This is a genomic window from Halodurantibacterium flavum (assembly GCF_042681825.1).
Lineage (GTDB): Bacteria > Pseudomonadota > Alphaproteobacteria > Rhodobacterales > Rhodobacteraceae > Halodurantibacterium > Halodurantibacterium flavum.
This window is the reverse complement of the sequence record NZ_JBHUGH010000009.1, coordinates 329175-352716: the sequence shown is the minus strand read 5'-3', so window position 1 is coordinate 352716 and position 23542 is coordinate 329175. Positions and strand designations below refer to the sequence as shown.

Below are 23542 nucleotides of genomic sequence, written 5' to 3'. Positions count from 1 at the left end.
TTTCGAGCATGGGCGCCTTGGCAGCACCCGCAGCACCGTCAGCGCCATGATCCACGCATCAACCCGCAAACCGCGATGCCGCTGGTGGATCAGGTCCAGACGCGCCTTGCGGGGGATGCAGGCGCGCAGATAGATCGCATGGGTTTCGTCGGGCGAGCGGCTGCGCGCCAGCAACCGTTCCTCATGCCGGTGAAAGATGACCGAGGCGAGACCCGTCACCCCCGGCGGCACCCGAAGCACCCTTTCATAGACGTCCGGGCAAAGCTCCACATATTGCCGCAGGGGCGGGCGCGGTCCGACGAACCGCATGTCGCCGCGCAGGATGTTCCAAAGCTGTGGAAGCTCATCCAGCCGGTAGCGCCTGAGGATTGCGCCGCTGCGGGTGATCCGCCCGCCCTTGTCGCCCCCCGACACGCCGCTGTCGCCGCCGACATTGGTCATCGTGCGGAACTTGCACAGGCGAAACCCGCGATCCGGCGCGCGCATCCGTTCCGAAAGGTAGAGCACCGGGCGACCATCGCGCAGCAGGATGACAAGCGCCGTCGCCGCCATCACCGGCGCAAGCAGCAGACCCAGCGCGAGTGCGAGGGTGATGTCCGTCGCCCGCCCCACCCGCGTCATGTCCGGCCCCGCAGGTGCATCCATTGGGCGATCATGTCCTGCGCGGTCTTTTCCGGCTCTGAAAAGGAGTGGATCGCCTCCAGCCGCGCGGTGCAAAGCGGCAGGTCGGCCAGCGCCCCCGGCGGGGCGGGTCGGTCCTTTCGCGGGACAGTGATGCCATGGTTGTCGAGCGCATCCAGAAGCGCATCCATCCCGACCCCGCCCCCCGGCGCGGCGATGTTCAGAACCTGCGGTAGCTCCGGCGCCTTTGCCGCAAGGGTCAGGATCACCTCGGCCAGCGTGCCCGGCCCGATATAGGCGCGGCGCGGTGCCCGCGGGAAACGGTCGAGCATCAGCGGCGCGGCAGGCGTCGCCCGCAGCGCGTTCCGCATCAACAGATCCGTTCCCGCGACGTTCCCGATCCGCAGGAAGGTGACGCCGATCCCGTCGATATCTGCCACAGCGCGCTCCATCTCCAGCTTGGCGCGGGCGTAGTCCGAGTGTGGCGCGGGCGGGTCGTCTTCCCGGGCGGGGGCGGTCACGGGGCCATAAATCGCGGCGGAAGAGGCGACGAGCGCATGGGCCATGCGCGCATCCCGCGCCGCTCTGACTGCCGCGAGGGCGAGGCGGCGGTGATCCTCCCACGGGCCGGACCCGGGCTGACCGCTGGGCGTCGGCCCTGCCAGATGCAGCAGAACGCCGCCCCCTGCGGTCGCCGGAAAGCCCATTCCGGGCCGCCAGAGCATCCATCCCGGCGGCACCGGTTCGTGCCGCGTCTGGCGCAGCAGCGTAACCCGGCCAGTCAGCGCCGCGCATAAAAGACGGCCTACACGGCCCGTCGCCCCGGTGACAAGAAGTGGCGGCACCCGATCCCCCGCATGTTAACAGGGGGTATTTTATACATCTTCAGGTTGATTGCGAGCCGCGCGGCGGGCAGTCTGGCACAAAACCAGAACGGTGTGTGGAATGTGCAGCATGAGGATCATCGTCACCGGCGGCGCCGGGTTCATCGGCTCGGCCGTGGTGCGGCGCGCCCTGGCGGAGGGGCACCGGGTGGTGAACGTCGATGCGCTCACCTATGCGGGCTGTCTCGCCAACCTCGCCTCGGTGCAGCGGCATCCGGATTACATCTTCGAACACGCCGATATCCGCGACGGGGCGGCGATGACCCGCATCCTTCACAACCATGCACCGGATGCGGTTCTTCACCTCGCCGCCGAAAGCCATGTGGACCGGTCCATCGACGGCCCGCTCGATTTCGTGCAGACGAATGTGCTGGGCACGGCAACGCTGCTCGACGCCGTCCGGACGTGGTGGGACGGGCGCGGACGGCCCGCTGATTTCCGCTTTCATCATGTCTCGACGGATGAGGTCTTTGGCAGTCTCGGCTCGACAGGATTTTTCACCGAAGACAGTCCCTACGCCCCGAACAGCCCCTATGCCTCGTCCAAGGCCGCGTCGGATCACCTCGTGCGTTCCTGGGGCGAGACCTATGGGCTGCCCGTTCTCATCACCAATTGCTCGAACAATTACGGGCCCTTCCACTTTCCGGAAAAGCTCATCCCGGTCGTGATCCTGAACGCGCTCGCCGGTCGCCCGATCCCGGTTTACGGCACCGGCGAAAATGTGCGCGACTGGCTGCATGTCGAGGATCACGCCGACGCGCTGCTGACGGTGCTGCAAGGGGCGCGGCCCGGCTCGACCTACCTGATTGGCGGGGGGAACGAGGTGAGCAACATCGATCTGGTGCGGCGGATCTGCGGGCTTCTGGACCAGATCGTTCCCTGCGATGCGCCCCGGGCGCGGTTGATCCGCTTTGTGGCGGACCGCCCGGGACATGACCATCGTTATGCGATTGACCCTTCGCGCCTGCGCAGGGATCTTGGCTGGCAGGCCCGCATCCCGTTGCAAGAGGGGCTTGAACGGACACTGCGCTGGTACATGGAGAATGAGACCTGGTGGCGCCCGCTGCAGGGCCGGGACGGCGTCGGGCAGCGGCTCGGGATCGGGACGGCGGCATGAAGGTCCTGCTGACGGGCGGCGCCGGGCAGGTGGGGCAGGAGGTCCTGCGCCGCGTGCCGCAGGGCTGGGTCGTCTCGGCCCCCGGGCGCGCGGATTTGGATCTGGAGGATGCGGGGGCGGCTGCCGCAGCGGTCGCCGGGCATGACGCGGTGCTCAACCTCGCGGCCTTCACTGCGGTTGACGCGGCCGAGGCGGAAGAGGCGCGGGCCTTCCGCGTCAATGCAGCAGCGCCCACCGCGATGGCCGGGGCCGCTGCTGCCTCGGGCGCGGTGTTCATTCACCTTTCCACCGATTATGTCTTTGGTGGCCCCGGCCCGCACCGGCCCGACAGCCCGACGGCGCCGCTCTCGGCCTACGGGCGCAGCAAGCTTGCGGGAGAGGCCGGTATCCGCGGCGCAGGGGGGCGTTATGCGATCCTGCGCACCTCGTGGATTTTCTCGGCCCATCGCAGCAACTTCGTCCGCACGATGCTCCGCCTCGGGCAAAGCCAAGCGCAGATCGAGGTCGTCGATGACCAATGGGGGGCGCCCACACCCGCCGTCGCGGTCGCGGAAACCGTTCTGCGCCTCGCAGGGGCGCTGTCGAACGGCAGCCTTCGGTCCGGCATCTGGCATTACGCGGGCGCACCCGACACGACCTGGGCGGGGTTCGCCCGAGAAATCTGCGCGCAGTCGCGTTCCGCCGCCCGGATCATCCCGATCGGGTCAGAGGATTGGCCGGCGCCCGCGCGCCGGCCGCGCGACTCCCGCCTTGCCTGCGCCGATCTCTGCGCCGCGCTCAACATCCCGCGCCCCGATTGGCGGGAAGGTCTGAAAGATGTTCTCAAAGAACTTGAGGTTCCTGCATGAATACTATGAAACGCAAGGGAATTATCCTCGCCGGTGGAACGGGGTCGCGGCTTTATCCGGTCACGCTCAGCATCTCGAAGCAGTTGCTGCCGGTATATGACAAACCGATGATCTACTATCCCCTCTCGGTCCTCATGCTGGCGGGGATACGGGAAATCGCCATCATCACGACGCCGCAGGACGCCGCGCAGTTTCAGCGCCTTCTGGGAGATGGGGGCCAGTTCGGCCTGACCCTGACATGGATCACGCAGGACGCACCCGAAGGTCTGGCGCAGGCCTATATCCTGTCCGAACGGTTTCTGGACGGTGCGCCCTCGGCCATGGTTCTGGGGGACAATATCTTTTTTGGACACGGCCTTACGGACCTTCTTGCATCTGCGGACAGCCGTAACGATGGGGCGACGATCTTCGGCTATCGCGTGCCTGATCCGGAACGGTATGGGGTCGTGGCCTTCGGCGAAGATCACCGCCCGCGCGCGATTGTGGAAAAACCTGCCGATCCACCATCCTCCTGCGCGGTCACGGGGCTCTATTTCATGGACGGCACGGCCTCGGCCCGGGCGCGGCAGGTCCGGCCCTCGGTGCGCGGTGAGCTGGAGATCACGGACCTTCTCGGGCTTTATCTCGACGAAGGCCTGCTTTCGGTCGAGCGGATGGGGCGGGGTTATTCCTGGTTCGACACGGGCACCCATGCCAGTCTGCTCGACGCGGGAAATTTCGTCCGGATGCTGGAAAACCGGCAGGATACGCAGGTCGGCTGCCCCGAGGAAATCGCGTTCAACAACGGATGGATCGACCGGGACAGCATTCGCGATCTCGCGATGCGCTATCAGAAGAACGATTACGGACGCTATCTCTCTGCCCTTGCCTGCGGCTGAAGGGTCAAAGCCGGCCCGCCGCTGCGGCAGCCCAGAGTGCAGCGGTCCCCGTCCATGTCTGCCGATAGATCCCCGCACGCCGAAGCCCCTGCAGCCGGGGCCCAAGCGGCAATAGCCGGGCGAAGGCAAACTGGACGAGCCGCGCGCGCGCCTCATCCGTCAGAAGATAATCGACGGCGCCCAAGGCCGCGATATTCGCGTCGTTCCAGCGGCGGAAGTCGCCTTCCGCGAGTTTTTGCATCCGCGCCAGTGACGCCGCGAGCGTGTCGTTCCGGCCCATCTGGCTGGCGCCGTGCTGACGATAGAAAAGCCCGGGCCGGTCATCGCGAATGACGATTCCGCCCGCACCGGTGACAAGCTGATAGACCCACCAGTCATGCGCGGGCACGCCCATCGCCATGGGCGCGGCCTGCTGCGCCAGGCTGATCGCCGCGCGATTGAGGACGATCGTGTTCCCGGCTGCCACATTCTGGACGAGGGCGTTGGCAAACCCGAACGGGCGCCGCCAGCGGGGCGAGGGCGCAAGCGGCTTCAAGAACGCATCGCAAACCATTGTTCGTGAACAGTAAAGCGCAGGGCGCCGATCGTTGAGCCGGCCAAACGCCTCGCGCGCCCGCAACAGTTTGTGCGGAAGCCATATATCGTCCTGATCGGAAAATGACGCAAATTCATATCGTTCCGGGACATTCCGAAGAAGCGTGAGGAAGTTCGCGGCAAATCCCGCCTGCGGTCCCTTACTCACCTCGGCCCCGAAGGCGCGCGCAAGCTCGGGCCCTTCATCGACCGATCCGTCATCGGATACGAACAGGTCCCAGCCTGTGTCGCTCTGGCCGCGGATGCTGTCGAGTTGCTGCGGCAGGTAGCGCGCACCGTTGCAGAGCGCCATCAGAATCGCGATCCGTCCCTGCGCCACGGCCGTCCCCTCACTGCGGTCCGCCGATGCTAGGGTCGGGCATCGCGGCTGTCCACTCGCCCTGGGGTTGATCGGTCAGCTTTGCGGCATTGAGGACACGGAACGGTGGCCCTCACGCTCCGCCTCGGCATTGAGTTCCGCGCCGAGGATCACGATCGTGGCCGAAACCCAGATCCAGACCATGAAGGCAATGACCGCGCCGAGCGATCCGTAGGTTTCGTTGTAGCTGTCGAAATTCGACACATACCACGAAAACCCGAGCGAGGTGCAGAGCCAGAGGATCGTGGCCATCGCAGCGCCAGGGAGAACCCAGCGCCAGGGCGGGGCCGGGCGGTCAGGGCCATATCGGTAGATGACCATGATGACCGCGATTCCGATCAGGAACAGCGCAGGCCAGCGGGCAAGGGCAAAGACCGCGCCCCCGGCATTTCCAGGGTCGAGCAGGGCGATCAACGCCGGCACCACAAGGATGGCAAGGATCAGCAGGATGACAAAGAAGATTGCGCCGAGTGTAAAGACCAACGAGGTGGCCGTAAGCCGGAGGAAAGACCGGGACTCGCGGGTGTTATAGGCGATGTTCATCGCCTCGAAGATGGCCTTCATGCCGTTATTCGCGCTCCAGAGGGCGACGCCCAGACCCGCGGCAAAGCCGAAGCCGAGCTGCCCGCGCGGCTGCGCCACGATCCGCTCCATCTGACCGGAGAGGAGGTCGAGCACCTCCGGCGGCAGGAGGCCCCGCATCGCCTCGACCTGCGCGACCACCCTGCCGGGATCGGCCAGAAGACCATAGATCGAGACGAGCGCCGTGAGCGCGGGAAAAAGCGCGAGCAGGACGTAGAACGTCACCCCGGCCGCAACCAGCATCACGTTATCCGCCGAAAGCTGGCCATAGGTGCGCATCACCACCGCCTTCCACCCGCGCAGCGGGATCTGGCGCGGGGCGCGCAGGGGCGGGACGCCGGGGATCTCGGCACCCTGACCCGGATGCGGGACCGGGGTTCCAGACATCCCCCTGTCGGAGGTGCGACCCGAGCCGAGCGCAAATGCCACGCCCGCGCCAACCGCCGCAAGCGCCGCGCCGACGGTACGCACCTTCATCGCGCTGTCCTCATTGTGATGTCCTCTGGCCTTGGCCCATCGCTCGTCCCCTTTTTCGTCCTGCGGCTTCTGTTCAGAACTGGCGGGCTGCATTGCGGTTCCGCAAACTGTGACGCCAAAAGGCCGATGCCCTTTGTCGCGGGCCGTCGAATTTCGGGAACATTCGCCGCCGGGGTCGATTGGGCGGGCTCACCCGGCACACCAATTCCGACCAAGGAGATTACGATGATCGCTTTCACACGCACCGCTGCATTGGCCTCGCCCCTTGCCCTGCTCATGGGGACTGGGGCGCTTGCCGACTACGGCCCGATCGAGGTCGGGGGCTATACGCTCGACGTCGAAACGGTGGCCGAGGGGCTGGAACATCCCTGGGGGATGGCCTTCATCGGGGATGACCGCTTTCTGGTGAGCGAGCGCAACCCCGGCACGATCCGGCTCGGCGGGGTGGATGGCACGCTCTCCGACCCGGTCTGGGAGGCCGAGGATCTTTTCCGCCCGGATGGAGAGACGGAACGCAGCCAGGCCGGCCTTTTCGACATCGCCCTTCATCCGGAATTCGATGAGAACGGCTGGGTCTATATCAGCTATTCCCGCGAGACGGATCGGGGCGCCGCGCTGGTCGTGGTGCGCGGCACCGTCACCGGCGAGGGCAGCGAGGCGACGCTGGAGGATGTCGAGGACATCTTTGTGATGAAGGAAGAGGATCAGGACGCGAGCGCGCTGCATTTCGGCGGCCGGCTGGCCTTCGATCCGACCGACAATTCGCTTTTCCTCAGCATCGGAGAGCGGCGCAATATCTCGCGGGCGCAGGATTCGGCGGATCAGGCAGGCTCGATCCTGCGTATGACGGATGAGGGCGAGCCGCATCCCGACAATGTGGAATTCAACGAGAATGCCGAGGAAGGCGCGCCCGACCCTTACCTTTTCTCCATCGGGAACCGGAACGTGCAGGCGCTGGCCGTGCATCCGGTCACGGCCGAGCTTTGGGCCAGCGATCACGGACCTCTTGGCGGGGATGAGATCAACCTGATCGTCGCGGGCAACAACTATGGCTGGCCTTTCACCACGGCAGGCAGCGACTATTCTGGCGCGCCCCTGGGCGTGGGCGAGGCGATGGAGGGCATGACCCCCGCCGTTCATCATTTCCAGGAAACCGTCGCGCCCTCGGGCCTGACCTTCATCCCGGAAGAAAGCAGCTTTGGCGACTGGGCGGGTGACATGCTGATCGGCGGTCTTGTCACCGAAGGAATCATGCGTGTGCGTCTGGACGAAGGGCAGGTGGTCGAGGAAGAGGCGATCGAGATCGGGCGCCGCATCCGCGACGTGCAGGTTGGCCCCGATGGCGCGATCTGGGTCCTGACGGAACATGAGGATGGCGAGGTGCTGCGCCTGACCCCGCAAGAGGGCTGATCCAGCAGAGGGGCTGCCTTTCGGCAGGCGGCCCCTTGCGCGCAAAGCGGGCCGTTGTCTCTGCCCCCGTTTCCGCCATGATGCGCCCGCGAAAGGGGCATCATGGCGGAACTTCTGTTGGTCTATCTTCTGATTGCCGCGGGCGGGGCCATTGGGGGCGTCGCCCGGCTCATGATCTCCGAGGCGGTCGGCCGGCGCTGGGGCGGGGGCTTTCCGCTTGGCACGATGGTCGTCAATGTGACCGGCGCCGCGCTGATTGGCCTGCTGACGGGCGTGGTGCAGGCGGCGATGCCGCATCTCTGGACGGTGCTGGCCGTGGGGGTGCTGGGCAGTTTCACGACCGTTTCGTCCTTCTCGTTGCAGACGCTGATGCTGATGCGCGAAGGCCGCGTGGGGGCGGCGGCGGTCAATATCGCGGGATCGCTGGCGCTTTGCCTGATCGCAGTCGCCCTGGGTTATGGCTGCGGGCGGCTGGTCGCGGGGGGCGTCGCATGATCCCCCGGCACGTCGTCTGGGTGGCCGCAGGGGCGGCGGCCGGATCGGTGCTGCGGGCGGCGCTGTCGCTTGTCGTGCTGACGGCGGTGGGACCGGGCTTTCCTTGGGGGACGCTTGTGGTCAATGTGCTGGGCTCATTCGCCATCGGCCTTTATGCGGCGCTGGCGGGCCCGGGCGGGCGCTGGCCCCACCGGGCCGGGCTGCAGCAGGCGGTCATGGCCGGGCTTTGCGGCGGACTGACGACCTTTTCGATTTTCAGCCTTGAGACCTTCCTCATGCTGACGGACGGGCGCACGGGGCTCGCCCTTCTAAACATTGCGCTTTCCCTCACGCTTTGGCTGGCAGCCGTCTTGCTGGGGATGCGCGCCGGCCTATGGCTGAACCGGCGCGTTGTCGTCTGACCGCAGCCCGGCGGTCGCAAGCGGATCGTCATCGCCGGTCATCTGGCGGGCCTCTTCCAGCGATGCGCCGACGGGGGTCTGGTTGTTTTCCTCGTAAAGCTGGGCAAGCTGCTGCTGCCGGTCGAGGTTCAGGCTGCGGAAAAGCATCGCGAGCATCGCATAAAGGACAAGAATGAACGGCAGGGCGGCAAGGATCGCTGCGGCTTGCAAGGCCTCCAACCCGCCGGTGGCGATCAGCGTCAGGCAGATCGCCGCGATCAAGATCCCCCAGATCAGCCGTTTCGCCAGCGGCGCCTCGGCGCTGCCCCGGTCGGTCAGCTGTGCCACCACATAGGAGGCCGAGTCCGCCGAAGTGATGAGGAAGATGAAGATCAGCGTGACGCCGAGGATCGAAAGGAGGCCTGAGAATGGCAGGAACTCGAAGAAGCGGAAGAGCGAGAACGTCACGTTCTCGGCCACAGCCGCAGCGAGTGCCCCGTCCTGCGCCGCGTCGAGTTCCAGCGCCGCCCCGCCAAAGACGGCCATCCAGACGCAGGCGAGCAGTGGTGGCACGATCAGCACGCCGAGGATGAATTCGCGGATCGTCCGGCCGTAGGAAATGCGCGCGATGAAGGTGCCCACAAAGGGCGACCATGCGATTACCCAGGCCCAGTAAAAGATTGTCCAGCTTCCGGCCCATGTGCTGTCGCTATAGGGGTCGGTCTGGAGGCTCATGAATATGAAGTGCTGGAGGTAGTCGCCAAAGCCCTGCACCATGATGTCGAGGATCGCGACGGTCGGGCCGAAGATCAGCACGAAGGCCATCAGCCCCAGTGCGATTGTCAGGTTGATGGTGGAAAGCAGGCGAATGCCCTTTTCGAGCCCCGTGGCCGTCGAGATCATGTAGGCGATCACCATGACCCCCAGAATGGTCGCCTGTGCGGCAAATCCCTCGGCGATGCCATAGCGGAAGGCGAGGCCGCCATTCACCTGCAGGACGCCCAGCCCCAGCGAGGTCGCGATCCCGATCACGGTCGCCACCACCGCAAAGACATCGAGCCCCCCGGCAATCTGGCGACGGAACCGCAGCCGTGAGAGCGCAGGTTCCAGCACGACCGAGACGAGCCCCGGCTGGCCCTTGCGGAACTGAAAGAACCCGATGATGAGGCCGACGATGGAAAACGCGGCCCATTGGCTGATGCCCCAGTTGAAGAAACTGTACTGGATGGCAAGTTCCGCGGCTTGGGCGCTGCCGGGTTCGGCCATGCCATGGGGCGGGTCGTTCAGGTGGCTCATGGGTTCGGCGACGCCGTAGAACACAAGCCCGATGCCGAAGCCCGCGGCAAGCAGCATCGCCACCCATGCGTAATAGGAAAATTCCGGCTGGCTGTCCGGGGGCCCCAGCCGCGTGTCGCCATGGCGTGAAAAACCGAGATAAACGAGTGCGCAGACGAAGCCGAACATCGACAGAAGGAAGAACCAGCCGAAAACCCGCGTGGCCCAGTCAAGCCCCGCCTGCGCGGCGGCGCCGAAGGTTTCCGGGATCAGGGCGCCCACGATCACAAGGAGCAGGACGAGCGCGACCGAGATCAGAAAGACGGGCTGGCGGTAACTGTCTGACATTCCTTGTCCCCCCGGATGTTGGTGGGGGACAACCTGCTGCCGGGCAGGGGGTTCCGCCTCGCTGCGGTTCTGGCGAGGCTGGGCGCCAGGGGCCTGCCCTATTCCCCGCGGGGAAAACGCTTGGACTCCTCCAGTATGTTCAGGTCCATGTGGTTGCGCATGTAGCGTTCGCTCGCCTTTTGCAGCGGCTGGTAATCCCAGGGGAAATAAGCCCCGTTGCGCAGCGCTTCATAGACCACCCAGCGCCGCGCCTGGTTTTCGCGTACCGCCGCGTCAAAGCGCGCCAGATCCCAACGCGCGTCCATCGCAGCCCCCAGCCGCGCCAGCGTTTCCGCATGGGCGGGATGGTCCGCAAGGTTCGTCCGTTCGGCGGGATCGGTTTCCAGATCGAACAGCATGTCGGGATCGAGCGCACAGCGCACGAGCTTCCACCGCCCGTCGCGCAGACAGACCAGCGGCGCGTTCGACCCCTCGGCCGCGTATTCCATCGCGACCGGCGTCGCCCTGTCGCCGCCCGAAGCGAGCGGCAAGAGGCTCTCGCCATCAGTCCAGGGCAGGATCGCCTCCATCGAGACGCCCGCGATGTCGCAAAGCGTCGGCAAGAGGTCGATGGTCGAGACGGGGCGGTCGATGCGCGCGGGCGCAAGGTCCGGCGCCGCGATCATCAGGGGTACGCGGGCCGAGCCCTCGAAGAAGTTCATCTTGAACCAGAGTCCGCGCTCGCCCAGCATGTCGCCGTGATCCGACAGAAAGACCACGATCGCCTCTTGCCGCGAGGCGTCGAGCGCGGCGAGGATCTCGCCGATCTTGTCGTCCACATAGCTGATATTGGCGAAATACCCCCGCCGCGCGCGGCGGATGTGGTCCTCGGTGATGTCGAGCGCGCGCCAGTCGCAGGCATCCATCAGCCGTCTGGAATGGGGATCCTGTTCGTCATAGGGGATCGCCTCGCCGGGGGGCAGCAGATGGGCGCAGTCCTCGTAAAGGTCCCAATAGCGGCGCCGGGCGACGTAGGGGTCGTGGGGGTGGGTAAAGCTGACCGTCAGGCACCAGGGCCGCGTTTCCGCCCCCCGCGACAGGTCATAGATCTTTTGCACCGCCTGATGGGCCACGTCATCGTCATATTCGAGCTGGTTCGTGATCTCGGCCACGCCCGCCCCGGTGACGGAGCCGAGGTTGTGATACCACCAGTCGATCCGTTCGCCCGGCTTGCGGTAATCCGGCGTCCAGCCGAAATCTGCGGGATAGATGTCGGTGGTCAGACGGTCCTCAAGCCCGTGCAGCTGGTCGGGGCCGACGAAATGCATCTTGCCCGAAAGGCAGGTGTAATAGCCTGCGCGCCGCAGGTGATGCGCATAGGTCGGAATGTCGGACGCGAATTCCGCCGCGTTGTCATAGACGCGTGTGCGCGACGGCAGTTGCCCGGACATGAAGCTGGCACGGGCGGGCGCGCAGAGCGGCGAGGCCGTATAGCTGTTGGCAAAGCGGACCGACCGTTCCGCCAGCCGTTTCAGGTTCGGCGCATGAAGCCAGTCCGCCGGCCCGTCCGGGAACAGCGTCCCGTTCAGCTGATCGACCATCAGGATCAGGATATTCGGCTGGGACATGGGACCTCTCCGCTGGTTTGGGGCAGGATGCCGGGGTAAACCTGCCTCGGCTGGTCTGCAAGCGACCTTCGGCGGCGCGGGGCGTCGCGGTGTTGACGGCGGGTGAGTATGCCCCTTGGTTTGTGTTGATCCACCCTGACCGCCCCTATATGAAGGGCCATGATCACGCAAAAGATGAAATACGCGCTGAAAGCCCTGATGGTCCTCGCCGATGAAAAGGCGACCGGCCGCCATGCGCTGCGGATCGAGGAAATCGCCCTGCGGTCGGGCGCGCCAAAGCGGTTTCTGGAACATATCCTGCTCGACATCCGGAATGCGGGGCTGATCGCCTCGATCCGGGGGCGGAACGGCGGATATGCCCTGATCAAGGAACCGGCAACGATTTCCCTCAGCGAGCTCTTGCGGATGATCGACGGGCCCATCGCGCCCTTGCCCTGCCTTTCGCGCAAGGCCTATCAGCGGTGCGAGGATTGCGCGGATGAGGAAACATGCCGTATCCGCCGCGTCTTTGCCGAGGTGTTCTGGTCCTATCTTCTGCTGATCGATTCGCTGACGCTGGCCGACCTTTTGGGGTCGCCCGGCACGGCCGGAATGGTGATGGGCGACGGTATCCTGCCCGCCGCCAGCGCCTGACCGCCCTTTACAGTATCCCGAGCGCGGCAAGCGTCCTTCGCACCTGATCCGCCGGGATCGGCTGCGAGAAAAAGAACCCCTGCGCCTCATCGAACCCTTCGGCCGTCACGGTGGCGAGTTGCAGTTCGGTTTCCACCCCCTCGACCGTGGTGACGATGCCCAGGCTGCGGCCCAGCCCCGCGACGGCGCGGATGACAGCCATGGATTCCCGCCCCTCGGGCAGTTCGCTGACAAAGCTGCGGTCGACCTTGATCTTGTCAAAGGGGAACTGTCGCAGATAGCTGAGCGAGGAATAGCCGGTCCCGAAATCGTCCATCGTGATGCGCACGCCCATGTCGCGCAGATCGCGCAGGGTGCGGATATTCGCGCCGTTATCGTCCAGAAGGACGCTTTCCGTTATCTCAAGCTGCAGGCGCGCGGGGACAAGGCCGCTGTGATCCAGCGCCTCGCGCACGATCTGTGCCAGCCCGCCGCTGCGGAATTGCAGGACCGAGAGGTTGACCGCGACGCCGATCGGTTCGGGCCATCCGGCGGCCTCGGCGCAGGCGGTGCGCAGGACCCAGGCGCCGATCGGCTTGATGAGGCCGCTTTCCTCGGCGACGGGGATGAAGTCAGCCGGGGAGACCATGCCGAATTCCGGATGGCGCCAGCGCAGCAGCGCCTCGAAGCTGCTGATGGTGCCCGCGCGCAGGTTCACGAGCGGCTGGTAATGCAATGCCAGCTCATCCGTGCCGAAGGCGCGGCGCAGCGCGGTGCGCAGTTCCTGCCGCGCGCGCAACTCACCCTCCATCCCCGGAGTGAACCGGCACCATGTGCCCCGCCCCGAGAGCTTGGCGCGATAAAGGGCGATATCCGCGCCCTTGATAAGTTCGTCCGCGGAATGGGCGACATCGGCGGCAAAGGCGATCCCGACGCTCGCCCCTACCGCGACCTCGAGCCCGCCCAGATCGAACGGGTCCGACAGCACCTCGACGATGCGCTGCGCCAGCGCCACCGTCGCCTCTTGCGAGGTGGTTCGCGGAAGCACGATGCTGAATTCGTCCCCGCCGAGCCGCGCGACCGTATCGCCCGACCGGACGCAGCTGCGCAGGCGCATCGCCACCTTGCGCAGCAGGCTGTCCCCCACCGGATGGCCATAAGCGTCGTTGACCGACTTGAATCCGTCCAGATCGACCGACAGCACCGCGGGCTGCGCCCCGGTCTGCAGGGCCCGGTCGAGCTTTTCCCTGAACTGCACCCGGTTCGGCAGATCGGTCAGCGCGTCATGGCGCGACATGTGCATGATCTGACGCTGGGCCTGCACGCTGTTCTGTTCGGCGCGCCGCCGTTCGGTGATGTCGCGGAACAGGATCGTCAGCCCGTCCCCGGTGGGCGAGACCCGCACCGCAAGCCAGATCGCGAGCGCGTCGAGCCGGGCCTCGAAGCTCTGGGCGATCCGCGTCGTCATCACCTCACGGAAGCGGCGGTCGAAGGCGCCGCCAAAGCCACGGGGGAAAAGCTCGGCAAGGCTGTTGCCGATCTGGATGTCCTTGCGCAGCAGGCTGCGGGCATTCTGGTTGTAATAGGTCAGGCGCCAGTTGCGATCGACCACCAGCACGCCTTCGATCATGCTTTCGAGGACAAGCGAAAGCCGCCCCGCCGCCTCTTCGGCACGGGCGCGCGCGGCGGTGATCTCGGTCACGTCGCGCCAGATCGAGATGAAGCGTCCCGGGGCGTCCTTGCCATGCCGGACGGGCGCCAGGATCAGCTCCATCGGGATATGCGTGCCATCGGCCGAGGGCAGCGCAATATCGAGGCGCGACGTGCGCCCGCGCCGCACCTCGGCCGCGTGCGACCGGATCCTTGCCCAGTTTGCGGGGCCGACCCGCTCCGCCGCCGTCGCGCCAGGGACCGAGGCGGCATCGCCCAGCATCCCTTGCGCGGCCCGGTTCGACAGGATCAGCCGTCCGTCGAAATCCGTGAGGCGCAGGCCGTCGGGCAGGCTGTCAAAGAGGCTGGTGATCAGCGACTGCGTTTCGCGGGCGATCTCTTCGGCTTCGTGTTTCTCGGTGATTTCCAGCGCGCTGCCGACATATCCCAGAAACGCGCCATCCTCGCCAAAGCGCGGCACGCTGTGGTCGATGACCCAGGCGTGGCTGCCGTCGGCACGGCGCAGGCGGTATTCGGCGCGCAGGGGCGCATGTGCGGCCAAGGCGGCCGCGAATTCATCCTCGACCGCCTGGCGGTCGTCGGGGTGAACGAAATCCAGCCAGCCATGGCCGAGACATTCTTGTTCGGTCGTGCCGGTCAGCGTCAGCCAGCCGCGGCTGAAGAAGGTGCTGCGTCCCTCGGTATCGGTGGTCCAGATCATCGCAGGGGCGTTGTTGGCCATGGCCCGGAACCGCGTCTCGCTTTCGCGGAGCCGGTCGAGCGCGTTGCGCCGGTCCGTGATGTCCTCGGTCACTCCATACCAGCGCAGGACGATCCCGGCCTCGTCCCGCCTCGGGTTGGCGCGGGTGCGGAACCAGCGTGGCTTGCCCTCGGCCGTGATGATCCGATGTTCCACATCAAGGGGCGTGCCTTGCCGGATCGCCTGCTGCCACCGGGTGACGACCATGTCACGGTCGCGGCGGTCGATGGCGGCCAGCCAGGCCCCGCCCGTGCCCCGGACCGCCGGAAGCCCCGTCAGATGCTGCCAGCCCGGAGAGGTGATTTCCACATTCCCTGCAGCATCCGCCGTCCAGAGGATATGGGGCTGCAGTTCCAGCAGGGCACGGTGATGTTCCTCGCTGGCGCGCAGCTTGTGTTCCGCGGCCCGCAGGTCGGTCATGTCGGTGATTTCGGCCACCAGAAGCTGCTGGCAACCGTCCCCGAGGCTGAGCCGCCATTTGTAGACCTCGAACCGCCGGACCGACCCGTCCGGCATGGTCAGGTCCTCTTCGTTCAGGTTTGGCACGCCGCTTTGCAGCACCGCGCGGTCGATGCGGCTGAAGGCGTCGACCTCCGTGGCAAGGCTGATGTCATATGCGGTGCGCCGGCGCAGATCTTCAAGCGGGCGGCCCAGAAACGCGCAACCGGCCTCGTTGGCCCAGACATAGCGAAGCTGGTCGTCCCGCACGATCACTGGCCGCGAGATGCCGTCCAGCACCGAGGCAAGGAGCCTGTCGTGCGAAACTGCGCCGCCGCCGCGTGACGGGCCATTCATTGCCCGGCCCCACGGTGCGTCTTTTTCACCAAGCTGCTAGGTCTGTGTCGCACCCGTCCGGATTCCGCGTCGAATACTGCTGTCTAACATGTCCGGCTGTTAAACGAGTTTTGTCGCCCGCTGGTCGAACTGCAAGAGCGGCGCTACCATTCCCGGGAGAATTCCGCAACTGGGTTGCAGCCCTGTTCCGACAGGGGCAGAAAATCCTGGGTATCGTCGTCGCATCGTGGCGCGGCTGCACCGCCGCTTGCGAACACCGCACAAATGATCGCGGGGTCACGATGATCCTGCGGCGGCTGGCGTCAGGGCGCGACCATCTCTGCCACCACCTGCTTGAGATGCAGGTGGTTATAGGGCTTGTCCAGCACCCGGTCGAAGAGATCCTCACGTTCCCGCGCAAGCGCGCCCTGGGCCCCCGAAACGAGCAGGATCGGAAGCGTCTCGAACAGCGGATCGTCCCGCAGATGCGTCGCGAGTTCCAGCCCCGTCATCACCGGCATCATGAAGTCGGTGATAAGGAGCGCGGGCTGGTGACTTCGGACGAGTTCAAGCGCGCGGGCGCCATTCTGTGCCGTATGAACCTCGTAGCCTTCATCCTCAAGAAGGTCGGCGAGCATCTGGGCCAGCAAGAATTCGTCATCGGCGACGATTATCACTGCCATTGCAACAAGCTCCTCACCTTCCTCGGCTTTCGCCACGCGTTCAGTCGGACGCCGTCTCGATCCGGTTCGGGTCGGGGGTCGCAGCCATGGTGTTCCCTATAGTTAGCCCGCTGGACGACAGAACCAGCCCGAATGTCGCGGGAGTGAAGTCGCTGTCGCGCATCTTCTGGATCGCGATGGTGCGCACCAGCGTATGATCGATCGGCAGCCGCTGCAGGATGATCAGGTTGTCGTGCAGCGCCGAAAGATGTGCGGCGGGGGCCGTCATGCCGCTGCCGACCATCTCGACCGTTTCCCATGTGGCAAGCGTTGTCACGCCGAGATTGCGCAGTTCATTTGTCAGCGCCGCGAGAAACTCGGTCAACCGGGTCGGGTGAATGGCGGCGCGCTCAAAGCCGGTCAGCCCGTCGATGAACAACCGCCGGATGCCGCGCTTTCTGACTTCGGACAGCAGTTGCCAGCCCAGCTTGTCCAAAAGGTTTTCCGTCAGCGGATTCCAGAGCAGCGTCATATCTTCGTTTTCCGGCAGTGGCAGCCCCAGCGCCTTTGCCTTCGCGCGCAGCCGTGCGGGAGTTTCGAGAAATCCGAAATGAAGGGCGGGTTCGTCTGCGCTTGCCGCGCTCAGGAACTGGAGACCCAGGGTGGTCTTGCCGCTGCCGGACGGACCAAGGAGCAGGGTGATGGAACCGGCAGGAAACCCGCCGCCCGCAATTTCATCCAGATCCGAACACCCCGACCTGATCCGGGCTGAAGGCGGAACCGCATCGGGGAAGCTTCGCGCGGCCGTCGCCTCGTATCTTGGGTATATCGTCAAGCCCGTCGTGCCTATCTCGAATTGATGCAACCCGCCTATGGCGGCACTTCCGCGTGACTTGCGAACCTGCAGCCGTCGGATGCTGCGCACGCCGGCAAGATCCTCGCTGAGTTCAATAACTCCATCCACCATCGTGTGTTCCGGAGAAGCATCCTGAACCCGGGTGCTGGTGAGGAAGAGCACGGTGCATTGGGCAAAGGCGGCCTGTCCCTGCACCTCGGCGACGAAGGTTTTCACGTCGAGATCGGAATCCGCCCGGTCCCGCGCGTTCAGTAATCCGTCAAACACCAGGAGGCGCGCGCCGTGGCGCTTGATCTCGGAGCGGAGCAGATGGACCACCGCGTCAAGTCCGCTTTCCCGCAGGGTCTGGAAGACCGAGAGATAGATGATCTCGTTCCCGATCCGCTGCGGGTCAAAGAAGTCGAGCGTGCCGAGCGCCTGGAAAAGCCGGTCATGGCTTTCCGACAGAAGGGTGACGTAAAGCACCCGACCGCCCTGCGCCGCCCGGTGAAACGCGATCTGGTTCGACAGGATCGTCTTGCCCGCGCCCGGGCTGCCCTGAACGATATATGCCGCCCCTTCCAGAAGCCCGCCGCCCAGAACCGTGTCCAGCCCCTGAACGCCGCTTTCAATCCGCGTGAGATTTTTCACCTTTCAGCCCCTCAGCTTGGGTCTCGCCCGCGGTGGTGAACCGCCGCCACGACCATACCTATCGGGAAAGCGAACACAATGCCAATCCCACGCGGCACGGGGCCGCCCGTTGCTCTAACCCCATGCAGGGGGCGGCGGTCAAGCCTGACGGGCCTTCAGGGCGTTATACGATGTTGCTGGCAGAGAGCTATGGAACCTGTCATCCTGATCCCGACTTGAAGCTGCGTGACATCGATCCGCGCCCCGCCCCGGCGCGGCGCCCTTCAGGAGAGTACTCTTGCGAGACGAAAGTGGAGCCGACCAGACCGTTTTGGCCTTGCTTGCGGGCGGCGGTGAAACCGGAGCCATCGTGCGGAGCCATGACTGGTCGCGCACGCCGCTTGGCCCGATCTCCGGATGGTCGCCCACGCTTTTGTCGATCGTCGGAACCATCCTGCGGTCCCCGGTCGCGATGGTGGTGATGTGGGGCAGGGAAGGCGTCATGATCTATAATGAGGGCTATGCCCGTTTCGCGGGCGACCGTCATCCCGAACATCTGGGCATGACCGCTGCGGATTCCTGGCCCGAGGCGCGCGCCTTCAACGAACATGTCATGGCGACGGTGATGCAGGGCGAGACGCTGTCCTATCACGATCAGGAATTCGCGCTGAACCGCAAGGGCCAGCCCGAACAGCTGTGGATCGACCTCTTTTATTCGCCGATCCCTGGCCCTGACGGCGAACCGCAGGGTGTTCTGGCCGTGGTGCAGGAAACGACGGAAAAGGTCCTTGCCAAGCGGCGGGTCGAGGGCGAACAGGCCCGCCTTGAGCATATGTTCCAGGAGGCGCCGGGCTTCATGGCGCTGCTGGAAGGCCCGGATCATGTCTTCCGTCTGGCCAACCGCGCCTATCTGGATCTCGTCGGGCGCGACGAGGTCGTGGGGCAGCGCGTCGCCGAGGCCCTGCCCGAGATCGAGGCGCAGGGCTTCGTCGACCTGCTGGACCGCGTGCGCGACACCGGCGAGCCCCATGCCGGCGCCGCAACCCGTGTGACGTTCGAGAGCGGTGTGACCGATCGCAACGAGGAACGGTTCGTGGATTTCATCTTTCAGCCGATCCGCGACGATCAGGGGCAGACGAACTGGATCTTCGTCGAAGGCTATGACGTGACATCCCGCGTGCGGACCGAGCAGAAACTTCAGGTGATGATGCACGAACTCAACCATCGGCTGAAAAACACGATCGCCGTGGTGCAGGCGGTGGCGGCGCAGACCCTGCGCACCGCACCCTCGCTGGCGGAGGCGCGCGAGATGCTGGACGCCCGGATCGTCGCGCTGGCCCGCGCGCACGAGGTTCTGCGCGGGCAGGACTGGAAGGGGGGCGATCTGCGCATGGTCGCCCGGATCGCGACCGAGGGGCATGATGTGGCCGGCGACCGGGTGAGGATCGAGGGGGCCTCGCTTGAACTTTCGCCGCAGGCCGCGATGTCGTTTTCGCTCGCGTTTCATGAGCTCGCGACCAATTCCGCCAAATACGGGGCGCTTGGCGTGGCGGGGGGCAAGGTTCGTCTGACCTGGCTGGTCGCGGATGACCGGCTGCGGCTGGAATGGTGCGAGACCGGCGGGCCGGAGGTCCGGGTGCCGGAGCGCAAGGGCTTTGGATCATACCTCATCCAGCGGGTGTTGGCGGCAGAACTTCAGGCTGATGTGACGCTAGACTACCGGCCCGAGGGGCTGGTCGCCCGGATTGACGTGCCGCTTGCGCGGCTTTCGACGCATGATCTGCCGCCGGTCGAGCAGGCGCTGCAAAACGCCTGACGGAGAGATCAGTAATCAAAGCTTATGAATGCTGCGCGCGTTCGAATTGGACTGCGCCCTTTTCCCCGCCTAACGTGGGCGCTGGCGAAAACCGTCGCGGGCCTTTGCCTGCCGATGACCGCCATTCACTTCGGGGGGAGAAACAATGTACGAATTCAACCGTGGGCGCCTTTTGGGCGCCGTCGCCGCTGCGGGCCTGGGGGTGGCACTTGCGCAGGCCGCTTCGGCGGAAACGCTGCGGCTGGCGCATTTCGTGTCGCCGACCCATGTCGTCACCGGGTCGGTGGTCGAACCGCTGGCGCAGGGCGTGTCCGAGGCGACGGGGGGCGAGCTGACCATCCAGGTCTTTCCGGGCGGCGAACTGGGTGCAGGCCCGGCAGAGCAGTATGTCCGTGCCCTGCAAGGCGTGGCCGACATCACCTGGGGGCTTCAGGGCTATACCTCGTCGCAGTTCAGCCGCACGATGATCGCGGAAATGCCGGGCGCGGTGCCCGAGGGCATGACCGCCTATGACTTCCTCTGGAACGGTTATGAGGATCATCTGGCGCAGGAGTTTCCGGGCACCCGGCCGCTGGCGATCTGGGGGTCGGAACCGAACATCTTCATCATGCGCGACCGCGAGGTGCGCAGCCCCGCCGATGTCGCGGGCCTGAAGATCCGCGTTTCCGGCGCGATTTCCGGCGCGCTGGTCGAGGCGATGGGCGCCACGCCAGTGCAGATGCCCGCGGGTGAGGCCTATAACGCGCTGCAGACCGGGCTGATCGACGGTATCGTGACGGGCGCCAGCGCGGTCGCGGACTTCAAGCTGAACGAGGTTGCGAATACCTACAGCATCGGCGCGCCCCTTGGCCTCATCACCTTTTACCTCGTGATGAACGAGGCGCGGTATCAGGGCCTGTCCGAGGAATTCCGCGCGGCCATCGACGCCAACAGCGGCCGCAGCCTGTCGCAAAGCGGCGAAGAAGGCTGGAACGCCCGCGCCGACGACACCATCGAGATGCTGCGGGCAGACGGCTCCAAGACGGTGATCGACCTCACGGACGAGGAAATCGCGGCTTTTGCCGAGGTGCTCGAACCGCTGACCGCGCAGCTTGTCGCCGCCATCCCCGGCGGCGAAGAAGCGCTGGCCGCCATGCGGGGCGAGTGAGACCGGCCATGCTGTCGAAGATGGACTATGCGGTCGGTCTCCTGATCCGGCTTTGCGCCGCGGTGGGCACGATCGGGCTGTTCTTCGTCGTCTGTGTCATCCTGCGCGACGTGGTCGGGCGGAACATGATGCAGCCGCTGGCGGGGGCGCAGGATATCGCGCAGATGGGCATGGTCCTGATCGTCTTTGGCGGCATGGCACTTTGCGACCGGCGGGGCGGGCATGTATCGGTCGATGTGTTCGAGCGGATGTTTCCCCGCTGGCTCAACCGCTGGTCGGATATTCTCAGCGCGCTTCTGGGCGCGCTGATCTTCGCGGGGATCGCATGGACGGTCTATGAATCGTCCAAGCTTTCGCAATTGCTGAACCTGTCCACCAACGTGATCCGTCTGCCCAAGGCCGAGTTCCAGTGGGCGCTGACCTTCTTTGCCGCCGTCACCTCGCTCGGGATGCTGATGCGGGCGGCGTTGATCCTTGCGGGCGCGCCGCGGGCGGAGGACGACCAATGACCCCTATGATGACCGGCCTCACCGGCATGGCGATCCTGATCGTCCTTCTGGTGCTGCGCGTGCCTGTGGCCTTTGCGATGTTCGCCGTGGGTTTCGTGGGGATCTGGGTGCTCAGCGGGCTGCCTGTCGCCATGAGCCTGATGGCGTCGGAAAGCTTCACGCTCGCCTCATCCGCCGAACTGGTCGTGGTGCCGCTCTTTATTCTGATGGGAAATGTCGCCAGCGCCACGGGCATGAGCCGCGCGCTCTACGATGCGGCCTATGCCATCGTCGGGCCGATCCGGGGCGGTCTTGCCTCGGCCACGGTGATTGGTTGCGGCGGGTTTGCGGCGCTTTCGGGGTCATCCGTCGCCTCGGCCCTGACGATGGGCAAGGTCTCGATGGCCGAGATGGAGCGGTTCGGCTATGACACACGTCTTTCCACGGGGGTCGTGGCGGCGGGCGGGACGCTCGGCATCCTGATCCCGCCATCCACCGGTTTCGTAATCTACGCGATCCTGACGCAGCAATCGATCGGACGGCTGTTCCTTGCGGGCGTTCTGCCGGGGCTGATGCTGCTGGGGCTGTTCATCCTGACGGTGACGATCCTCTGCTGGATCAAGCCGGAGCTTGGGCCGCGCGGACCGCGCAGCAGCCTGCATCAGCTTTTCACCGCGCTTGCCCGTGCGATCCCGATCCTTGCGATCATCGTGCTGACCATCGGCGGCATCTATGGCGGGATCTTTTCGCCGGTCGAGGCCGCGGCGGTGGGCGCGGGCCTTGTCGTGATCGCGGGCGCACTGATGGGTCGCCTGTCGCTGCGCGTCCTGTGGGAGGCCGGTCGCGATTCCATCATCACCACGGCGACGGTGATGCTGATCCTGATCGCGGCGCATATGATAAACCCGTTCCTTGCGCTCAGCCATATTCCGCAGGCGGTGGGCGGCTTCCTTGCGGGGCTCGACATTCCCGCGGTGGGTGTGCTGGCGCTGATCCTGCTCTGCTACCTCGTGCTCGGCTGTTTCCTCGAGGGGTTCGCGATGCTCGTCCTGACGCTGCCGATCTTCTTTCCGGTCATCATCCAGTTGGGGATCGACCCGATCTGGTTCGGCGTCCTCGTCGTGCTGACGCTGGAAATGGGCCTGATCTCACCGCCCGTGGGCGTCAATATCTTCATCGTGAAATCCGTGGCGCGCCATGTGCCGCTGGAAAAGATCTTCGTCGGCGTCGCACCCTTCTGGGTCGCCATGCTGGTGGCGCTGCTCTTGCTGGTGGCCTTCCCGCAGATTGCGCTGCTGCTTCCCAACACCATGATACGCTGAGAGGCCCGAGATGACGGAACCCTGCTACGATATCGCCCATCTGGGGCATGTGGAAATCTACACCGACCGTTTCGAGCAAAGCCTCGACTTCTTTACGCGGGTCTATGGGCTGAAGCTTTCGGCGCAGGACGGCGACAGCGCCTGGCTGCGCGCCTGGGACGATTACGAATTCCACTCGCTCAAACTGACCCGCGCCGCCACGACCGGGGTGGGCCATATCGCCTATCGCGCCGCAAGCCCCGAGGCGCTGGACCGGCGCGTAAAGGCGATCGAGGCGTCGGGCTACAAGACCCATGGCTGGGTCGAGGGCGACCTGGGCCACGGCCGCGCCTTCCGGTTCGAGGATCCGTTCGGCCATGTGTTCGAGATCTATTACGACACGAACCGCTATGTCGCCGAAGCGGCGGATCGCGCCGCGCTCAAGAACACGGCCTCGGCCTTCACCGGTGCTGCGCCCCGGCGGCTTGACCATGTGAACCTGCTGGCCGCGGACGTGACCGAGTTTCGCCGGTTCATGGAGACCTGTCTGGGCAGCCGTGTGACCGAGATGATCCAGCTCGATAACGGGCGGATCGGGGGCTGCTGGTTCACGATCAACAACAAGACCTATGATCTTGCCTGCACCGAGGAACATGGCGGCGGCAATGCCCGGCTGCACCACGTCACCTACGCCACCGACCAGCGCGAGGACATCCTGCGCGCCGCCGACATCTTTCTGCAGAACGGGGTTCATATCGAGACCGGGCCGCACAAGCACGCCATTCAGGGCACGTTCTTCCTTTATGTCTGGGAGCCCGCCGGAAACCGGGTCGAGCTTGCCAATGCCGGCGCGCGGCTGATCCTTGCCCCCGACTGGGAGCCGGTGATCTGGACCGAGGCCGAGCGTCGCAAGGGCCAGGCCTGGGGGCTGAAGACGATCGAGACATTCCACACGCACGGAACGCCGCCTGTCGCGGCAAAGGAGTAAAGACC

Annotated in this window: 20 protein-coding genes and 1 pseudogene; 12 read left to right on the top strand and 9 right to left on the bottom strand. The window is 65.5% G+C overall.

The annotated features are described in order from the left end of the window. Nucleotides 1-81: 81 nt before the first annotated feature. Together ACFSGJ_RS12350 and ACFSGJ_RS12345 are read right to left on the bottom strand one after the other, a co-directional pair. Nucleotides 82-552, bottom strand: a pseudogene (locus tag ACFSGJ_RS12350) (sugar transferase); the annotation flags it as partial. A 65-nt stretch (nt 553-617) separates the two neighbouring features. Continuing rightward, nucleotides 618-1466 (bottom strand): NAD-dependent epimerase/dehydratase family protein, encoded by an 849-nt coding sequence (locus tag ACFSGJ_RS12345; RefSeq protein ID WP_390262115.1) that lies wholly within the window; start codon nt 1464-1466, stop codon nt 618-620. Between the two features lie 109 nt (nt 1467-1575). Here ACFSGJ_RS12345 and rfbB point away from each other — a divergent pair, with 109 nt between their 5' ends. The 3 genes from rfbB to rfbA are packed head-to-tail and all read left to right on the top strand — an operon-like array spanning nt 1576 to nt 4348. Continuing rightward, nucleotides 1576-2622 (top strand): dTDP-glucose 4,6-dehydratase, encoded by a 1047-nt coding sequence (gene rfbB, locus ACFSGJ_RS12340; protein ID WP_390262113.1) that lies wholly within the window; start codon nt 1576-1578, stop codon nt 2620-2622. Further along, a complete protein-coding gene (gene rfbD / locus ACFSGJ_RS12335; RefSeq protein ID WP_390262111.1) occupies nt 2619-3470 on the top strand; it encodes a dTDP-4-dehydrorhamnose reductase in 852 nt (283 codons plus the stop codon). The genes rfbB and rfbD overlap by 4 nt, the downstream gene beginning before the upstream one ends. Next, nucleotides 3467-4348, top strand: a complete 882-nt coding sequence (gene rfbA, locus ACFSGJ_RS12330) for a glucose-1-phosphate thymidylyltransferase RfbA (protein ID WP_390262108.1) — start codon at nt 3467-3469, stop codon at nt 4346-4348. The genes rfbD and rfbA overlap by 4 nt, the downstream gene beginning before the upstream one ends. 4 nt (nt 4349-4352) lie before the next feature. Here rfbA and ACFSGJ_RS12325 read toward each other — a convergent pair whose 3' ends face one another. Further along, the gene (locus ACFSGJ_RS12325) at nt 4353-5261 is read right to left on the bottom strand and encodes a glycosyltransferase (protein ID WP_390262105.1); all 909 of its coding nucleotides are present in this window, start codon (nt 5259-5261) and stop codon (nt 4353-4355) included. Nucleotides 5262-5336: 75 nt separating this feature from the next. Continuing rightward, nucleotides 5337-6359 carry a YihY/virulence factor BrkB family protein gene (locus ACFSGJ_RS12320; RefSeq protein WP_390262102.1) on the bottom strand — a complete coding sequence of 341 codons (1023 nt, stop codon included), beginning with the start codon at nt 6357-6359 and terminating at the stop codon, nt 5337-5339. A gap of 225 nt (nt 6360-6584) precedes the next feature. Here ACFSGJ_RS12320 and ACFSGJ_RS12315 point away from each other — a divergent pair, with 225 nt between their 5' ends. The 3 genes from ACFSGJ_RS12315 (at nt 6585) to ACFSGJ_RS12305 (ending at nt 8665) form a co-directional block, all read left to right on the top strand. Then, entirely contained in the window at nt 6585-7769 is a 1185-nt protein-coding gene (locus ACFSGJ_RS12315) for a PQQ-dependent sugar dehydrogenase (protein WP_390262099.1), read from the top strand. A gap of 102 nt (nt 7770-7871) precedes the next feature. Further along, nucleotides 7872-8264 carry a fluoride efflux transporter FluC gene (locus tag ACFSGJ_RS12310; RefSeq protein ID WP_390262097.1) on the top strand — a complete coding sequence of 131 codons (393 nt, stop codon included), beginning with the start codon at nt 7872-7874 and terminating at the stop codon, nt 8262-8264. After that, complete coding sequence (locus tag ACFSGJ_RS12305; RefSeq protein ID WP_390262094.1) at nt 8261-8665, top strand: fluoride efflux transporter FluC; 405 nt, start codon at nt 8261-8263, stop codon at nt 8663-8665. The genes ACFSGJ_RS12310 and ACFSGJ_RS12305 overlap by 4 nt, the downstream gene beginning before the upstream one ends. On the opposite strand, the gene ACFSGJ_RS12300 is transcribed toward ACFSGJ_RS12305, so the two are convergent. Both ACFSGJ_RS12300 and betC read right to left on the bottom strand, forming a co-directional pair. Beyond that, nucleotides 8636-10267, bottom strand: coding sequence for a BCCT family transporter (locus ACFSGJ_RS12300; RefSeq protein ID WP_390262092.1), 1632 nt, complete (start codon nt 10265-10267; stop codon nt 8636-8638). The two genes, ACFSGJ_RS12305 and ACFSGJ_RS12300, sit on opposite strands and share 30 nt — an antisense overlap. Nucleotides 10268-10365: 98 nt before the next feature. Beyond that, nucleotides 10366-11874 (bottom strand): choline-sulfatase, encoded by a 1509-nt coding sequence (gene betC, locus ACFSGJ_RS12295; RefSeq protein WP_390262090.1) that lies wholly within the window; start codon nt 11872-11874, stop codon nt 10366-10368. A 159-nt stretch (nt 11875-12033) separates the two neighbouring features. Between betC and ACFSGJ_RS12290 the strand changes: the two genes are divergently transcribed. After that, entirely contained in the window at nt 12034-12507 is a 474-nt protein-coding gene (locus ACFSGJ_RS12290; protein WP_390262088.1) for an Rrf2 family transcriptional regulator, read from the top strand. Between the two features lie 7 nt (nt 12508-12514). Here ACFSGJ_RS12290 and ACFSGJ_RS12285 read toward each other — a convergent pair whose 3' ends face one another. The 3 genes from ACFSGJ_RS12285 to ACFSGJ_RS12275 form a co-directional block, all read right to left on the bottom strand. Beyond that, nucleotides 12515-15691, bottom strand: a complete 3177-nt coding sequence (locus ACFSGJ_RS12285; protein WP_390262085.1) for an EAL domain-containing protein — start codon at nt 15689-15691, stop codon at nt 12515-12517. A gap of 302 nt (nt 15692-15993) precedes the next feature. Then, nucleotides 15994-16353 carry a response regulator gene (locus tag ACFSGJ_RS12280; RefSeq protein WP_390262083.1) on the bottom strand — a complete coding sequence of 120 codons (360 nt, stop codon included), beginning with the start codon at nt 16351-16353 and terminating at the stop codon, nt 15994-15996. 40 nt (nt 16354-16393) lie between these two features. Further along, nucleotides 16394-17818 (bottom strand): ATPase domain-containing protein, encoded by a 1425-nt coding sequence (locus tag ACFSGJ_RS12275; protein ID WP_390262080.1) that lies wholly within the window; start codon nt 17816-17818, stop codon nt 16394-16396. A gap of 277 nt (nt 17819-18095) precedes the next feature. Here ACFSGJ_RS12275 and ACFSGJ_RS12270 point away from each other — a divergent pair, with 277 nt between their 5' ends. The 5 genes from ACFSGJ_RS12270 to ACFSGJ_RS12250 all read left to right on the top strand — a co-directional run bounded on the left by ACFSGJ_RS12270 (nt 18096) and on the right by ACFSGJ_RS12250 (nt 23537). Continuing rightward, nucleotides 18096-19613 (top strand): sensor histidine kinase, encoded by a 1518-nt coding sequence (locus ACFSGJ_RS12270; RefSeq protein WP_390262077.1) that lies wholly within the window; start codon nt 18096-18098, stop codon nt 19611-19613. A gap of 145 nt (nt 19614-19758) precedes the next feature. After that, entirely contained in the window at nt 19759-20760 is a 1002-nt protein-coding gene (locus ACFSGJ_RS12265; RefSeq protein WP_390262074.1) for a TRAP transporter substrate-binding protein, read from the top strand. 8 nt (nt 20761-20768) lie between these two features. Continuing rightward, nucleotides 20769-21269 carry a TRAP transporter small permease gene (locus ACFSGJ_RS12260; RefSeq protein WP_390262072.1) on the top strand — a complete coding sequence of 167 codons (501 nt, stop codon included), beginning with the start codon at nt 20769-20771 and terminating at the stop codon, nt 21267-21269. Next, nucleotides 21266-22570: a TRAP transporter large permease gene (locus tag ACFSGJ_RS12255; RefSeq protein ID WP_390262069.1), complete on the top strand. Its 1305-nt coding sequence runs from the start codon at nt 21266-21268 to the stop codon at nt 22568-22570. Before ACFSGJ_RS12260 ends, ACFSGJ_RS12255 begins: the two co-directional genes overlap by 4 nt. A gap of 10 nt (nt 22571-22580) precedes the next feature. After that, complete coding sequence (locus tag ACFSGJ_RS12250) at nt 22581-23537, top strand: VOC family protein (RefSeq protein ID WP_390262066.1); 957 nt, start codon at nt 22581-22583, stop codon at nt 23535-23537. Nucleotides 23538-23542: the final 5 nt, after the last annotated feature.